The sequence below is a fragment of the Olivibacter sp. SDN3 genome, from assembly GCF_014334135.1.
GTDB lineage: Bacteria > Bacteroidota > Bacteroidia > Sphingobacteriales > Sphingobacteriaceae > Olivibacter.
Genome location: NZ_CP060497.1, coordinates 3,269,747 through 3,284,789, shown reverse-complemented (window position 1 = coordinate 3,284,789; position 15,043 = coordinate 3,269,747). Strand labels below are relative to the sequence as shown.

Below are 15,043 nucleotides of genomic sequence, written 5' to 3'. Positions count from 1 at the left end.
GCCAAAATCAATACCTTCTGATAATGAGATAGATAATTTACATGAAACACGATTAACTGTCCGTTTTCGAACATTTGATGTTCAGTATTGGACAATATCTTTATCGAAAGGGAAAAAGAAGGAAACGATCATTCATATCTTGTTCGTTATATCGTGGGGTCACATCCGCGTTGTCTTCCGGATGAAAGTTTATTGGTCGGCTGATCATCGGAGAAAAACCTGCACTAACAAGGTATTCGTCTATAATTTTTTTATTTTTTCTTTTATGCTAGGTGGTCTCAAATGGTTTCCCTGCTCCTTTACTACCCCCTTTTGATCAATTAATATATAATAGGGAATGCCATTTATCCCCAACATTTGTCTTAGCTCTTGGCTCTGTTGGTTCGATAAAAAATAGTGCTGCCCTCCCAACTGATATTTGGAAACCGTGGACAGGTACCTGTCTTTTTCTGAGTCAATGCATATGTATACAAAACTCACACTGTCTTTCAATTCATTCTCTACTATTCTAGAATTGGGAAATTCAGCTAAGCACGGGACGCACCATGTAGCCCATAGATCGATATAGATGATCTTGCCTTTGTTCGCGGTTAAAATTTCATCAAAAACTTCTTTTGAACCTGAGGAGGCTACATCTCTAAAAATCGCTTCGCTGTAGAACTCGGGTTTTTCTATCCTATTCTTTGTTTCGAGATACAATTGATAAAGTGGTTCCCTTAAATATGGCTGTTTTATAAAGTCTTCGGCGATGTAATAATATTTTTCATAGGGCGCTATATTTTGTTTTTTTAAAGCATCGAAAAAAACATTGGTCAGCATGATTTCCATTAAAAGGCTGTCGGGGACGTATTTTATTATGCCGTGAATTTTTATTGAATCAACAGATTGGCTCGGTGCCATCAAACCTCCCGCCGGAGAAACGCCCCAATTATCGCCGACCTTGTGTTCACCCCTCAGTTTTTCGTTTACATAAGAAGTGAAGGCATTTGCAAAACTGTTAAGGGAATATGTGTTCATTAAATTGGATAAAGTTAGGGGTAATCGTTCCCTAAGCTTCTCAAAATAACCTTTCGGAACAACCCAGGAAGTGTCTGTCCATTCCAGGTGCCTTGATTCTCTATGATCCATCGGATAAAAATGGATATTATTATAATAATCGTCCTCGATGAAAAAGGAAGCCCATTGTCTGCTTTCTTGATTCGGCTGATGTTTTTGAATAAACGCTTCATATAACGCCTGGCCCTTCCGCCTGATTATATCATTAAATGCTAAATAGTCTTCTGTTTCCAGTTCTTTCACAGCCTTTGTCTGATTATCCCGGTTGGTATATATTTCATTTGAAAAATACATTTTTTGAAAAAGGGCAATATCCCGGTTGGTTTCCGCTCTGTCACCTCCGAATTGCACTGTTGATAGAAGTTGGGGTCTGCCGTTTTTGCTGCCATCAAATTCGATATACAAACTATCATTGGGGTGGACCAAGATCAGAAAGTTTGCATGATAAGTTAGCCAGGCATCGGTGGGATTATAAACCTCAAAGGTTGTATGGAACCTTCCGTTACTATCAGGCTGTATTTGCAGGGGTTCGTTTATCTGTCCAAGTCTATTTATAAACAATGTAACGGATGTTTTGGAATCGTAATTGGTGATCTGTCCAGCTAGCGTAGCTTTTTTGGCCTCTTGATACGAAAAGGATATCGTAGAATAAAAATTCAGTAGGATGAATATAAAAAGACAAGGAGTCAATGGATGCTTCATATTGTTCAAAAATTATATATCACGCTTTATTACAATGCCTTGGCGGACCGGTTTATGGGGGTTTTAACGTCTCTAATAAAATCAAACAGCATCTCATAGTCGGTATTTACAGTTGGTTGTCATAGGATGCACTATTGGACGCAGTCGGTTGAAGACAACAATTGCTTCAGCTGGGCAACCAGCTTATTGGCATCCATAGGATATTGTGTTTCAGCCAGCCGATAATTTCCTCCTTTATCCACGATGATATAGGTAGGAAATCCTCTCCCTCCTGTTTTTTTCATGATATCGTCTGTTAAAGCCCTTCCGGCCAGAATATGATGACCCTCCAAATTATAGTAAGGGATGAGTTTTCTCCAAACAGCCGTATTGTTGATATCATGGTTTGCAACATATAGAAATACCACTTCATCGTCCTTAAAACCGTTACGAATCTCCTCTGAATGTGCCTGAAGTTCTGATCTACAGGGGCCGCACCATGTACCCCACATGTCTAAAAAAACGACCTTACCTGCAAACTGTTGCAATAGCCCCTCTATGGTTTCAAAAGCTGTGCCTGTACTGTCCAATAACTTCATTTGCTCATTCAACGGGCGCTGATAAGCTTTCATTTTCTCTTCAAAACCAGCTCGAAAATGCGTAGCATACGCACTTGAAGGATATTCGTCGTTAAAGGCCTGATAAAGCTTGTCCAAGTTCTCCAAAAGACCTTCCTCCAACGATGTAGTGATGAGTCTGGCCATTAAAAACTCCTTCGTTTTCGCCTCGAAGTGGTGATCGATAATCTGCCTGCAGATCAGATTAGTTAGATCGTGGCCCAAAATAGCCTTCCCTTTAATAGTATCCGCATCAAACCAATCGCGGTAGAACGACTCCGGATTTTCCCGTTTCTGTTGCCAAAGTGCTTCCTTTGTTCTGCCGACGAACAACCAGCCCATCCGTTTATATGCCGGAATATGCAGCAATGCGTCATTTTGCTTAGGTGTGATCGTCAATAAGGAATCTAAGGCCTGATACCATAAGCCATTATTCCTTTCAAAAGATTCTCTTATTTGAAATTTATTATTCTCTAAAAAATGGTAATAATGGTAGGTTTGGGAATAAACGAGCTGAGTTTTTACATCTTTGACAAATGCATTTTGAGGTTGATATTTTACAATGTAATCGCTAAATAACTGCTCTTTTTTCGCCCTGTCGGCGGCCAAGTGGCCCAATACTCGATCAGGGGCTGTATCTTCCCTAAAGACCTCCAGATCCGTATAGAATAGGCTGAAACCAAGCGGTTGATTGTGCTGGCTCCCCCGTCCGCTCACTTGGGTTTCAACCTGATTGCTATCGCCTGCAAATTTAATTAATAGCGATAAACTATCTGTTGGCGACAAATAAAATTGCCTATCCCACAAAACCCGATCTTTCCCAAAGATAAATCCCTGCAAAAAAGTACCGGATGCTACACTTTTGCTGAATTCGAAACGACCGGTTGTATCGGGATAAACGGAAGAAATTTCCTGCTCACTACTACCGAGCTGCTCGGCCGGAAAATAAAAATTGATGCTATCTACTTTTTTGCCTAAAATTTTTCCGCTAACGGTTTGTGACAAGCATTGTTGATAGGAAATTGTAAAAAAGAAAACACCGCAAACAGTTAACACAAAAAGAAATCTATCGCTAAAAACATGATTTGCCATATATTATAGAAATGGATTGTTATAACTTATTTCATTTTTTGTAGCTATTTCATAGTGCACTACCTATGGAATCTGTTGTTTATAATGGTCGTAGCTCTGAGTACTATTTTGTTACGGATAGCGCTGTTAGTGGATAAAATACTAATATAATCTATATAAAATATAAAGACAAATGCTCAATTGTTAATAAAATGTTAACTATAATTCAAAAATTTTCGATTTGTTTTTTTTAAACATGAATTCAAAAATATTGTCTGACAACACAGTCAAAACAGTCATAACTGAAAATTTTGATTACAAAGAGATTGATGGATTGGGAAGTGGAAAAAAGAAACAAGTGTTTGCTAATAAACCGTTATTAAAAGATTTTGACAATCAATACGAGGAAAAAAAACGATATTCTGTTTGTTTCCGGTTATTTGGAAAGTCTGAAAGCAGATGGCACACCTATAGCCGATGGATATATAACATCGTGTTTTAACTTATGCTCCAAGCCCCCCGGCACAATAGATGATTGCATTGTAAAATAAGCAAGTTCTTCAACGAGAAAAGAGTTTAGAAACTATGTGGGGCCCCTGTTACATTAAATGATGGAAGTTGATCGCCTAAAAGCTTACTATCAAAAGGGATACGAAATGATCTTTCGATAAACAAAAAAGCCGTCCCGAGGTCGGGACGGCTTCCACAATATATGCAAAAATCAATTAGATCAACTTAACATTTACTGCATTGAGGCCTTTCTGGCCTTGTTGTACCTCAAAGGATACATCATCATTCTCCCGAATGTTGTCTTTAAGACCCGATGAATGGACAAAAATTTCACGTCCACCGTCTGACGGGGTGATGAATCCGAAACCTTTAGTTTCGTTAAAAAATTTTACTACGCCTTCTTGCATGGCAATTGAATTAAAATAAAAAAATAAATAATTGTCATAAAGATAGATATAAATTATTGTTATGCAAGTTTTTATCGAATAAAATATTTTCTGACCGACTGGTTACCAGGATTTCCGAACAGAATTTCTTTTAATTTTTTGTCTAAAAAATTTTTGTGTCTGTTTAAGTCCAATCAACGCTGAATATCACGACCCACCTTCAAATCCGATGAACATCGATTCTGATGCCTATACCGGCTTAACAACCCACAGACATTACTTAATCGATTTTATTTAATTAACTTTAGCACATGGATATCCTGCATACGGGTGAGTTTTTCGGGCAAACGAATGAAACACTTCGGTTTAATGGGCTTACGCTAACAGATACCGAATATACACATGAGTATGTAGATTGGCACTATCACGAGAACGCTTATTTTACATTTATCCTACAGGGAAATGTTATAGAAGGCAATAGAAAAGAGGTCTACCACTGCTCGCCCGGAAATCTAATATTTCACCACTGGCAGGAAGCACACTACAATATAAAACCCAAAGGCTTTACCCGTGGATTTCATATCGAGCTGACACCAGAATGGTTTGCCCATTGTAGTTTAGATAAAAATATGTTACAGGGCAGTATTCATTTAAAACACCCTGCGCTGACAACGCTGATGTATAACATTGTAAAGGAAACCAAGCTCGATGGCAAAGGGGCCCAACTGGCAGTTGACTCTTTACTGGCTGCATTGTTTACGACTGCTACAGGTACTGGTAAACCGCAAAAGAACACAAAGCCACTATGGGTAAAACAGCTCAGGGAATTATTGCATGATGCTCCAATGGATCAGCAATGGACGCTGTCTGCTCTTTCGCAATACCTGAATCTTCACCCTGTGCATTTATCAAGAGATTTCCCTAAATACTTTAATTGTGGTCTGGGAGATTATCTCCGAACATTGAAGGTACAGCGAGCGTTAAATTTATTTGCCGACGAGCAACTCTCGCTAACAACAATAGCGCTTCAGAGTGGTTTTGCGGACCAAAGCCACTTCATCCGCTCGTTTAAGGCTCTTCATCATATTACTCCCCTAGCTTACCGCAAGCTGCTCACTTAGGTTGATTTCATGTTAATACCGTTCTATTTTATACGTTAAACGATGCTTACCTTTGCGTAAATAATTAAAGAATGAAATTATACTGTTTATCGGTTCTGCTTAGTGGATTACTTCTTGCAGCACTTTCTCGTGATCATCTATATGGCCAAACAAATGATTCTGCCGTAAAGTACAACGAGCATATAGGAAAAATCAAATTTTCTGAAACAGCTATACAAGAGGATAAAGCCGACTCGGCCAACTTTCTAAGCCGATACACGTTAACAAACAGAAGTAACCTGTTTATTTCTGTTTTTCTCGAAAAACCACTCACTGGTTTCCTGAGCTTTCTGGCTCCAGATTTATCGACCGACTCTCTGGCAAAGATAGGGAACTACCAGTTCTCGTTCTATGTTGATGAGCACCTGATTTACCAAACCGAATTAATCCCCGGGGCACCTCTACCTCCGCAGCAGCAAACGGAAACCTTCTGGAGCCGCCCTTTAATCGACAACCAACATGAAGGAGCATTGTGGAGCCAATCGGCCTGGAATCGCTTTATGTATAATGGTGGTGATAATGCCTTGACCGATGGTAAGCATAGGCTAAGGATTGAGCTCCGACCTTACGTAAAAACACCTCAAATGAAGGTGGGTGATATCATTGCGTCTGGACAGCTGCCAATACAGGTGAACCGTAAAGTTATCGTCAATGTCGATACCGTGGAGCTTTCTTCGTTAAAACCTTATACTGGACTCGAAATATCCACTGATGATTTTGACAGTAAGCGAATCAGAGAACTTAAGGCCAATATCGAAGCGGACGTATTTAAACACATATCAAGTGTAGTCATACTGAAAAAAGGAAAAATATTGGTAGAGGAATACTTTAACGGTGCTACCCGTGATAGCTTACATGATGTACGATCGGTAGGAAAATCATTTGCTTCTACGCTTACAGGAATAGCCATAAACGAAGGATATCTGCATTCAGAGCATCAAACGTTAAAGGAGTTTTACGATCTGGAAACTTACGATCATTTCTCAACAGCGAAAGGAGATGTATCTCTAAAAGATCTACTGACCATGAGCGCCAATTTCGATGGAGATGATGATGATGCCAGCTCGCCTGGAAATGAAGAGTTTATGTACCCTACTGATGACTGGGTAAAGTTTACCCTAGGTTTACCAATGGATACGGTTAAATATGCTGGCCAATGGCACTATTTTACTGCGGGCGTTATGTTGCTGGGTAATACCTTGAACGATTTAGTTCCCAATAACTTGGAGGATTACGCGGAAGCTAAACTATTTGTCCCGATGCATATTACTGAATATCAATGGCAGTATACCCCACAACGTGTGGTAAGTACCGCAGGAGGTATTCGGATGAAGGCACTTGATCTGGCCAAATATGGACAGCTGTACCAAAACAAAGGTTCTTGGAAAGGTAAGCAACTCGTGCCAAAATCCTGGATAGGCAAAACCTTTACCAAACATGAAATCATCCCCGATCGTGAAGAGGAATATTACGGTTATCTATTCTGGAACAAAACCTACCAGAGTGATGGCAAAAGTTACGAGACTTTCTACTGCTCGGGTAATGGGGGAAATAAAATATTTGTATTCACCGATGAGCCTTTGGTTGTGGTTATCACGGCTACCGCTTATGGCCAGGCTTATGCCCATAGTCAAGCAGACAAAATCATTGAGCAGTTTGTTATTCCCGCTATACTACGCTAAGACTATATTATATAAAGTAACAAATTTAAATAGTTGGTCTTAATGACAAGTACTTGGTATGTGCGGCCGAACGGGGAGTTATTTACATTTTCACAAAACATGTTTCATCGGTAATGGAAACGGGATGAACGTGCGATCCATATCGGAAACACGGACCGAACACCCGGAGTTTCCGCTAACGAAACGAGAAGTACACTACGAGGAGTAATTACTTCTCAAAGGGGCAGAGTAGTTAATACCTCACACCCAATTGCTTCTCCAGAAAGCTCCCGATTGCCTGTACCAGCGCCGGTTCCAATAACTTGGCATTGCTGCCCGCCTGATCGGCTACGACTGCCCGGAACCGGCGCTCCTCATCGGGCTCAAAGCTCACCGTTGCTCCCGCAACTTCTACATCTATTTTATACGTATAGCCGATACTCAACAAACGTGCTTCAAAGGTATATGTACTATTTCTATAGGGCACTTCGATTAAAAATATTTCGTTCATTGTAACGTTTTTCAATTGATATTTTATTTTGTTGGGGCATGTCTTTGTACGCCCCTCAACTATAGCTCACGCGTTTTGAGTTTCGCCGCAGCGGCTTCTACATCAAATGTGTCAAAGCCTAACAGCCGGCCTATTGCCGACAGGCCTCCGTGTGTGAGCCGGTGGCTGTTCAACAGCGCAAGCAGCTCATCGTCACTGCCCATCAGGTCTTCTTCCCGGATAACTTCCAGGTACAGCGCATGATGAAGCAAATCTGCCAGGTGATGGTTGACATATAGGTATTCGGGTTTACGGAAGTAATCTTCGTTGAGCTGCCTGAATTTTGCCCTGAACCACTGCAGTTTTACATTGTTCTCACAGGTGATACGCCCATCACGTATGGTAAGCTCCCGCATGAACTGCCGGATCTCGTCAATAGTCATCAGCCCAGCCATGTACGAATCGCGCAGCGCATAATCCACACGATCTGCGCACAGATAGGGATATGGCTGTTCCAGCAAGGGATAGGCTTTGGTAAACAGGTCTTCAACATGGTAGCCGTGGCTTAAAAGTATATCAGGTATGGCAGATTCCAGAATGACCGTTCTGAAGAGATCTTCATGGTAATCCTCCCCTTCGCGCTCGAACAGATAATCGACTACATGCGAAAATGCGGTATGCGACACATCATGCAGGAGCGCAGCGATCTGCTCTTCGATATTACCGCCCAGATGCTTCACCAGATACATCACGCCAATGGAATGGTCGTAACGGGAATGGTTGATAGCTGGTGCTATAAGGAAGATAGCTCCACCCTGATGGATTTTTTTCAGGCGCTGCACAGGCGCCGAAGCGATAAGCGCCTCAATAACCGGTGCAATTTCAAATTCCCCATACAGGGTATCGTATATGATCATTATATGATTTATTCCTTGTGTTTCTATTCCTTCGTCCACTTATGCTGCATATCTGCTAGCATCTTTTTGATCTCTTGTAGATCGGTTTCCGGTTCCGGCAGTTTATCCGTCTGGTGTTTGACATATCGCCATATCTCCAGCACCTCGTTAGCCTCCACCGTATAGGGGGCGTAGTTTTTATTGAAGGAGCGTAATAGCAATGTGCCGTTTTTCTGCACGGTGACTTCCTTGAAAACAAAGTCTTGCTCGCCCCTGAGAATGACAATACATAATGTAGCGGGGTTTAGCGTTTTCCAGTCCTGTACGTAACGAGCCACCACCTCACTCCCCTCTGGAATGGGCAACATGGAATCTCCCGTAGTGGGGAACATCCTGTAGGTACCTCCACTGGGTAGGTTGGGCAGAGAAAACTTGGGCAGAGCCGCCAGAAACTCTGGATCGGCATAACCGGCACTGTAACCGGCTTTGGCCTTGATCGGTACATATTCCATATTTTCCCGGTTATCTGGCGTGACGGTAATCGAAAGTACACGCAGGTTTTTACCATTGATATATTCCCTACCGCCGGTTTCCATTTTGCGGAGATCGTATTCGCTCCAGTAGCTCAGATCGGTTTTTAGAAGGCGATCCACTGATATGCTAAAAAATTCCGATATCTTGATTAAATCTGCCAATAGTGGGTTTTCGGTCTGCCCGTTCTCCAGTGCGGTGTACTTGCTACGCGTGAACCCCAGCAGCTTCGCAAGATGCTCCTGGCTGAACTTTTTACGCTTCCGCAGAAAAAGCAGATTGTTCCTGAAAAAAACTTTTGTGCCTTCGCTTTCCATTTTTTATTGTCATTATTAATGACATTTTAACTGTTATTAATAATGACAAATATAAAAATTAATTTGGGAGATGAAAAAGGGCGTTGAAAAAAAGCAAAATCATTACAGCGCTTTATAGATCCAGACTGATTCGACCTAAACTGCCCGCTAAACTGTCGCATACGACCCTGCTAAAGATGAAATTTTGTTATGACCTTTGTTAAAAGTAAGATTGATAGCAATACAATCATCCAAAAAGTGGAGCAGCGACCACATAAAAAAAACGGGCTAACCGAAAAGCCATACGAGTCGGAATAATAAAAAAAATAATGTTATGTTAGAGAATAAGGTCTCATTGCACAGAGTTATTAAAGCATCTCCAGAAAAGGTTTACCGGGCTTTCACGGAAGCCCTCGCCATTGCATCATGGTTGCCACCCTATGGTTTTCTTTGCACCGTTCATGAAATTGATGTTCGTGTAGGTGGCACTTATAAAATGTCGTTCCAAAACTTCACCACCGGCAATAGCCACTCGTTCGGAGGGGAATACTTAGAAGTGAAACCCAATGAATTCTTAAAGTATTCGGATAAATTTGACGATCCCAACCTGCCGGACGTAATGACAACGTCCCTGTGGCTTAACAAAACATCCGTAGGGACAGAATTAAAAGTGTTGCAGGAAGGAATACCTGCTGTGATTCCCGCAGAAATGTGTTATCTGGGCTGGCAGGAATCACTGGAAAAGCTAATCAAGTTGGTAGAACCTGAAATCCCAGATGCTTAATGGGTTTATCTTACTTCGCTTTGACCCAGTCCAAATTTTATACATTGGACTGGGTCAAAGTGAAATTTTTACACTTTAAGATCAAAGACGTAAGCCTGATGGGTTATCTGCTTTCAATCTTGCCGATTTATTTAGAAATTTTATAATCCATCAGTGATTTTCCCAAGTCGCAGCGTGTAGGCATATAATGGAAAAAACAGCATCTACCGGAAGCTGAACCATAAAATCCTTCCTGTATTTATCTCTTTTTTTTACAGGAAACATATGCCAGTATCAGCGCAACCCAGCATCAGCCGTATACCTAAATAGTTACCAGCATTCATCTTTTATCTATTTGAAATTCACTATTCAACTAAAAAGGGGATAACGGCACTCGCTACCTTATTATGATCATCCCGAACATACACATACAGCCGGTATTGCCCTGCTCCGGGCGCTGTAAATGTAATTTCCGAGGCCATTGGTTCATCAATTAAATTTGGGATACCGGGGTGCGGACCATTATTGGGCCCTCCCAGTCCTTCGGGTGCAATCAGCCAATGATAGCTCAAGGGATCTCCATCCGGATCAGATGCCACCACCGTCGCCTGGTTCGTGCTACCCGGCGCTATTATCACCGTATCTTCCGCCCGCATACCATTCAACAGCATATCTTGCCGGGAATGGATCTGGGGTGCCCGGTTTGAAGGGTATTCCTCAGTCCAACAGAAGTGCATCGCATCCAATACGCCAAAAGCCCGTCCGTCTATATCATTCAGCCCAAACCAAGTCAATACCTCTCCATGGGTTTGGTAGCCGAGCGCAAAAACGAAAGAACCTATACATCCATTATTGGCATTTGCCATGATATGGTCTTGAAAAACCGTTCGGTAAACCTGTTCCTTTTCCGTGCTAGTTTGCTCCACCAAACGTTTTGGGTTTCCCCAGGGCAGTATACGATCTGGCTCTGGGTTCATCTGCCAGGTGCCACGCGGGCCGAACTCCGAAATAATATAAGGTTTATCCCACTCAGCAGCCTGTAGATTTGTTATTACACTGGGCAAATTGGGCGCATAAGAATTTATCGACAGGAAGTCCAGTTCAGTTACCTTCTCTTTGATCAGTTCCACCTTCTTCTGCTCTGAGTTTACCAACGCCGTTGTAACAGGATGATCTGGATCCTTCTGATGAATCATGGCGCAAATATCATTGATGGCATCCCACAGCTTGGTATTGGTATATGAGGCGTCTGCTTCGTTTCCCACGTACCACATAAGCAGAGCAGGATGATCCTTATACTGCTGTACCTGAACCGTCAATTGTTCCAACTGCGCCTGCACTGCTGCCTCGTTATCGTAGTCGAAATTATCTGCCTCTCGGTTTACCCAAAGACCCAGTGCCACCACCAGGCCATGTGCCTGTGCGGCATCCAACATCGCTTGGGTATTTTCGTTCACACTATAGGTGCGGAAAGCATTACCTCCATATTCGCTTAGTAACTGGCAATAATAATCTGGATCTGTCGCAGTAGACGCGCTGGCCGCTGCACCCCGGATGTAAAAGAGCTCCCCGTTTTTGTACAGGTGCCATTCTCCGTTGTTCTGTGCTAACTGCACCTTTTTGTTGGCCAGTTGCACCTCACTTACTTTTTCCGGTGCGGTATATGTTTCTAAATTTTTCTTACAGGAAACCGATAGGCATACCACCATCAGTCCTGTCATGTACATTTTGATAGGCATAAGATTTATAATATGGTTTGTAAACAATTTTTGTTAAGGCACGGCGATGATCTGTTTATCCTTTAGCAACTGGTCACGCAGTTTCTCATAACTTACTTTCTGCACCGCTTTGTTTTCATTCTTCAGTGCCAGGGCTGCAGCCGTTGCCGCTGCTTGCCCCAATTGCATATACACTGGTTCCATTCGGATAGAGCTATAAGCCACATGTGACGAAGACAAACAGATAGGTACCAGCAGGTTCTTACACTCTTCCGCTTTTGGTATCAATGCCTGGTAACTGACCGGATAAGGTTTTACGCCTTCAAACATGGTCCCCTCATAACGGAGCCGACCCGTGCTATCTACCACCTGCGAAACGAAATGGCAGTCCAATGCATATGTAGCCAATCCTACCGATTGTGGCGCTTCCACCTTTTCTTCTCCCCTGATATTATGTTCGGTCATCACATAAGACCCGATCATACGGCGGGCTTCCCGCACATAAATCTGGTAGGGAAAGTGTTCTGTATCAAGAAATTCGTCCTTCGGTAAGCCCCAGTTTTTCATTTCCTTCCGAATGGTATCCGTTACCCTCGGATCATTAGCCAAAAACCACAACATTCCCAAGGCATAATCCTTGTGCAGCTGTTCAATTTGCTGGCGTTCTGTATAGTCCCCTTCTGCATAATCGTAGCTTGCACCAAAGAAGTCGAGGTGATTTGTATCTGTTTTTCTGTTGGGCATGGGTGTTAAGGTAATGATCTGCTGTAAGGTTGTTTCCGGTTGCATCTGCAGTTTACGTGCCAGCACCTCGTACCAGTGTGCGTTATACCCTGCGGGTTTAGTTATTTCCAGGCGATTCGCCGGATCATCCGTAAGCGTTAGGCGGTAACAATAAGCCTGTGTGCGTCCATCGGCTGTTCCCGGAGCTCCCCACAGTTCCCCGTCTATATAAGGCAGCAGGCCACTGGCTGGGTTGCCCACTTCCACGTAAGGGCTCACCGATTTTTCATCCGATCCGATGACGTGATTCATACGGATTCCGTTCAAGGTTTCTTTGTAAGCACTATTTGCTTCTCTACCCACGATATAAGAGACCCCTGCCCGCGCCATCAGATCGCCCTCATAGGTTGCGTCAATGAACATCTTCCCCCCGAAAGAGCGTCCGCTTTCCATTGTAATTTCGCTGATATAACCTTTATTTTTCCTGACCTCTGCCTGTAAGTCCAGCCTTTCACCAAAAATCAGCTCTACACTCGCTTCCTCTAGCATCTCCTTCAAAATCTCTTCCGCCACATGTGATTCGTATACCCACTGCATGCGTAGCGAGTCATTCTTTCCTGTATACGTGCGTTTAAGCGTAGATAGCATAAAACTTTCTCTATCCTGATTGCGCCAGGCATTTGCCTTTTCATAATAGGCATATATACGTTGATAGAATTCCCTGGTGACACCCCCCACCAGCTGATTTCTGTTCATATCGGTTGCCGTAAGCCCCGAAGTAACCATTCCTCCCACATGTTGACCGCGTGCTATCAACGCCACCTTTTGCTGCATTCTACCTGCCTGAATCGCTGCGACAACTCCAGCAGCAGTTTCACCATAAACCACTAAGTCATATGTCTTTTGTATACCCAAAGCTTGCATTGTGCAGATGATCGCCACCGCAAGCGTTCCTAAATATCTGTTCATTATTATTTTTTGTTAATTTTTTAATACCCTTCATTTTGATCGAGCAGGGGATTTACCATTAGCTCGTCTTGAGGAACAGGCAACAGAACGTGCCAGTCCTGCACCGTAACGGTCGGATCTTGCCTGTTCATGGCTTCCTTCAGTTTGCCCATACGGAGGAGGTCGAAGCGCCGATGCCCTTCAAATGCAAATTCCAGGCGGCGTTCCAACAGAATGCTATCCCTGAACTGCTCGACAGACAGTCCCGGTGTGAGGTCGTGATCCGAGGCAAGTGATAGCGGCAGGCTATACGCTCTTCTCCGCACCTGATTAAAAGCATCATAAGCTTCAACGCTACCCGGTTGCAGCTCATGTAGCGCCTCTGCATACATCAATAATACATCTGCATAGCGGGCGATGTAATAATTATTCCCGCCATCATCAACATTAAAAGCATCGGGATCCTGATACTTGTTTACGTAATAAGGATAGCGGATAGAGGCGGGTGCCGCAGGCACGTGCAGCACGTTCACATCGCGTCTTAGATCACCCTCCGGATAAGCCTGAAAATGATTCAAGGTCACCGGATTATCGCCAAAACCGCCAAAACCATCCGGCGGTGGTGGTATGACCAAAGCCGAAGGTTTAAAATAACCCGCATAGGACGAGCCATTGGTATTACCGGAAGCGCCCAAGCTCAGGTATTGAATCTCAAAAATAGATTCTACCTTGTTTTCATTGGTTATTTCGAAGACCTCTTTATAGCTTGGCCATAAGTTATACTGCCCCATATCAGTGATTTCCTTTGCCTCATTCACCGCCTGTTGATAGCCTTTATTCGTCAGATAAACCTTTGTCAGCAAAGCCATGGCTGCCCCTTTCGTAGCCCTTCCCAATTCTGCAGTCTCATAATTTAATGGAAGGTGCTCCTTGGCAAAGACAAAATCAGCTACAATCTGTTCATAGACCGTTTCTATCGGTGCCCGTGCGATCTGGAGATCATCCAGCGATTCTGTTGCTTCCAGCACGATCGGTACTGCGCCATATAAGCGCACCAGGTTAAAATACATCAAACCCCTGATAAAATGCGCCTCCCCCAGATACTGCGCTCTTTTCTCCTCGGCAAAATCTATCTGTGGAATATGTTTCAAGGCAATATTTGCCCGGTTTATATTGCGGTAATGCACCTCCCAGTAACGGTAAACCAGATCGCTCGTAGCCGTAAATGAAAACTTATCCATTGCCAGCTTATCCACATTGGATGTATTCCGCCCGAAGCCCCACTCTGCATCATCGGTTCCCTGCGATTGTATGGTTTCATTAAACTGGTTATAGATATCAGGCGAGCCCAGCGAAGAGTACATCGCGTTGACCGCCGCCCGTGCATCGCTCTCGCTTTTAAAGAGGTTATCCGTTGTATTAATACCATCTGGCACCTGCTCCAATTTAGCGCAGGCAAGCCATACAGCGGATAGCAGACAAACGATATAAATATTTAAATTCTTCATGTTACAATAGGTTATCGATTCCATCATA

General features: G+C 43.1%; 13 protein-coding genes. 4 read left to right on the top strand and 9 right to left on the bottom strand.

Annotation, left to right across the window (positions count from 1 at the left end):
- Positions 1-240: 240 nt before the first annotated feature.
- Both H8S90_RS13580 and H8S90_RS13575 read right to left on the bottom strand, forming a co-directional pair.
- Positions 241-1,758: a TlpA disulfide reductase family protein gene (locus H8S90_RS13580; RefSeq protein WP_187338413.1), complete on the bottom strand. Its 1,518-nt coding sequence runs from the start codon at positions 1,756-1,758 to the stop codon at positions 241-243.
- A gap of 131 nt (positions 1,759-1,889) precedes the next feature.
- Positions 1,890-3,446 carry a TlpA disulfide reductase family protein gene (locus H8S90_RS13575; RefSeq protein ID WP_187338412.1) on the bottom strand — a complete coding sequence of 519 codons (1,557 nt, stop codon included), beginning with the start codon at positions 3,444-3,446 and terminating at the stop codon, positions 1,890-1,892.
- Between the two features lie 235 nt (positions 3,447-3,681).
- Here H8S90_RS13575 and H8S90_RS13570 point away from each other — a divergent pair, with 235 nt between their 5' ends.
- Positions 3,682-3,927: a hypothetical protein gene (locus H8S90_RS13570; protein ID WP_187338411.1), complete on the top strand. Its 246-nt coding sequence runs from the start codon at positions 3,682-3,684 to the stop codon at positions 3,925-3,927.
- A gap of 223 nt (positions 3,928-4,150) precedes the next feature.
- Here H8S90_RS13570 and H8S90_RS13565 read toward each other — a convergent pair whose 3' ends face one another.
- Positions 4,151-4,342, bottom strand: a complete 192-nt coding sequence (locus H8S90_RS13565; protein ID WP_187338410.1) for a cold-shock protein — start codon at positions 4,340-4,342, stop codon at positions 4,151-4,153.
- Positions 4,343-4,632: 290 nt separating this feature from the next.
- Here H8S90_RS13565 and H8S90_RS13560 point away from each other — a divergent pair, with 290 nt between their 5' ends.
- Together H8S90_RS13560 and H8S90_RS13555 are read left to right on the top strand one after the other, a co-directional pair.
- Positions 4,633-5,442, top strand: a complete 810-nt coding sequence (locus H8S90_RS13560) for a helix-turn-helix transcriptional regulator (protein ID WP_187338409.1) — start codon at positions 4,633-4,635, stop codon at positions 5,440-5,442.
- 71 nt (positions 5,443-5,513) lie between these two features.
- Complete coding sequence (locus H8S90_RS13555) at positions 5,514-7,163, top strand: serine hydrolase (RefSeq protein ID WP_187338408.1); 1,650 nt, start codon at positions 5,514-5,516, stop codon at positions 7,161-7,163.
- Between the two features lie 232 nt (positions 7,164-7,395).
- Here H8S90_RS13555 and H8S90_RS13550 read toward each other — a convergent pair whose 3' ends face one another.
- The 3 genes from H8S90_RS13550 to H8S90_RS13540 are packed head-to-tail and all read right to left on the bottom strand — an operon-like array spanning position 7,396 to position 9,376.
- A complete protein-coding gene (locus tag H8S90_RS13550) occupies positions 7,396-7,653 on the bottom strand; it encodes a hypothetical protein (RefSeq protein WP_187338407.1) in 258 nt (85 codons plus the stop codon).
- A gap of 59 nt (positions 7,654-7,712) precedes the next feature.
- Positions 7,713-8,588 carry an HD domain-containing protein gene (locus H8S90_RS13545; RefSeq protein ID WP_187338406.1) on the bottom strand — a complete coding sequence of 292 codons (876 nt, stop codon included), beginning with the start codon at positions 8,586-8,588 and terminating at the stop codon, positions 7,713-7,715.
- Positions 8,573-9,376: a helix-turn-helix domain-containing protein gene (locus tag H8S90_RS13540; RefSeq protein ID WP_187338405.1), complete on the bottom strand. Its 804-nt coding sequence runs from the start codon at positions 9,374-9,376 to the stop codon at positions 8,573-8,575. The genes H8S90_RS13545 and H8S90_RS13540 overlap by 16 nt, the downstream gene beginning before the upstream one ends.
- 313 nt (positions 9,377-9,689) lie before the next feature.
- Between H8S90_RS13540 and H8S90_RS13535 the strand changes: the two genes are divergently transcribed.
- Entirely contained in the window at positions 9,690-10,139 is a 450-nt protein-coding gene (locus tag H8S90_RS13535) for an SRPBCC family protein (RefSeq protein WP_187338404.1), read from the top strand.
- A 344-nt stretch (positions 10,140-10,483) separates the two neighbouring features.
- On the opposite strand, the gene H8S90_RS13530 is transcribed toward H8S90_RS13535, so the two are convergent.
- Genes H8S90_RS13530 through H8S90_RS13520 form a run of 3 tightly spaced genes read right to left on the bottom strand, consistent with a single transcriptional unit; the run spans position 10,484 to position 15,015 of the window.
- Entirely contained in the window at positions 10,484-11,857 is a 1,374-nt protein-coding gene (locus H8S90_RS13530) for a glycoside hydrolase family 2 TIM barrel-domain containing protein (RefSeq protein ID WP_187338403.1), read from the bottom strand.
- A 33-nt stretch (positions 11,858-11,890) separates the two neighbouring features.
- The gene (locus H8S90_RS13525) at positions 11,891-13,528 is read right to left on the bottom strand and encodes an FAD-dependent oxidoreductase (protein WP_187338402.1); all 1,638 of its coding nucleotides are present in this window, start codon (positions 13,526-13,528) and stop codon (positions 11,891-11,893) included.
- A gap of 20 nt (positions 13,529-13,548) precedes the next feature.
- On the bottom strand, positions 13,549-15,015 hold the full coding sequence (locus tag H8S90_RS13520; protein ID WP_187338401.1) for a RagB/SusD family nutrient uptake outer membrane protein: 1,467 nt from the start codon (positions 15,013-15,015) through the stop codon (positions 13,549-13,551).
- Positions 15,016-15,043: the final 28 nt, after the last annotated feature.

What these genes read in the sequence shown, in the direction of transcription:
- H8S90_RS13550 (WP_187338407.1), bottom strand. Translation starts at nt 7,653, where the DNA reads ATGAACGAAATATTTTTAATCGAAGTGCCCTATAGAAATAGTACATAT.
- H8S90_RS13575 (WP_187338412.1), bottom strand. Translation starts at nt 3,446, where the DNA reads ATGGCAAATCATGTTTTTAGCGATAGATTTCTTTTTGTGTTAACTGTT.
- H8S90_RS13570 (WP_187338411.1), top strand. Translation starts at nt 3,682, where the DNA reads ATGAATTCAAAAATATTGTCTGACAACACAGTCAAAACAGTCATAACT.
- H8S90_RS13525 (WP_187338402.1), bottom strand. Translation starts at nt 13,528, where the DNA reads ATGAACAGATATTTAGGAACGCTTGCGGTGGCGATCATCTGCACAATG.
- H8S90_RS13520 (WP_187338401.1), bottom strand. Translation starts at nt 15,015, where the DNA reads ATGAAGAATTTAAATATTTATATCGTTTGTCTGCTATCCGCTGTATGG.
- H8S90_RS13540 (WP_187338405.1), bottom strand. Translation starts at nt 9,376, where the DNA reads ATGGAAAGCGAAGGCACAAAAGTTTTTTTCAGGAACAATCTGCTTTTT.
- H8S90_RS13555 (WP_187338408.1), top strand. Translation starts at nt 5,514, where the DNA reads ATGAAATTATACTGTTTATCGGTTCTGCTTAGTGGATTACTTCTTGCA.
- H8S90_RS13530 (WP_187338403.1), bottom strand. Translation starts at nt 11,857, where the DNA reads ATGCCTATCAAAATGTACATGACAGGACTGATGGTGGTATGCCTATCG.
- H8S90_RS13580 (WP_187338413.1), bottom strand. Translation starts at nt 1,758, where the DNA reads ATGAAGCATCCATTGACTCCTTGTCTTTTTATATTCATCCTACTGAAT.
- H8S90_RS13565 (WP_187338410.1), bottom strand. Translation starts at nt 4,342, where the DNA reads ATGCAAGAAGGCGTAGTAAAATTTTTTAACGAAACTAAAGGTTTCGGA.
- H8S90_RS13560 (WP_187338409.1), top strand. Translation starts at nt 4,633, where the DNA reads ATGGATATCCTGCATACGGGTGAGTTTTTCGGGCAAACGAATGAAACA.
- H8S90_RS13535 (WP_187338404.1), top strand. Translation starts at nt 9,690, where the DNA reads ATGTTAGAGAATAAGGTCTCATTGCACAGAGTTATTAAAGCATCTCCA.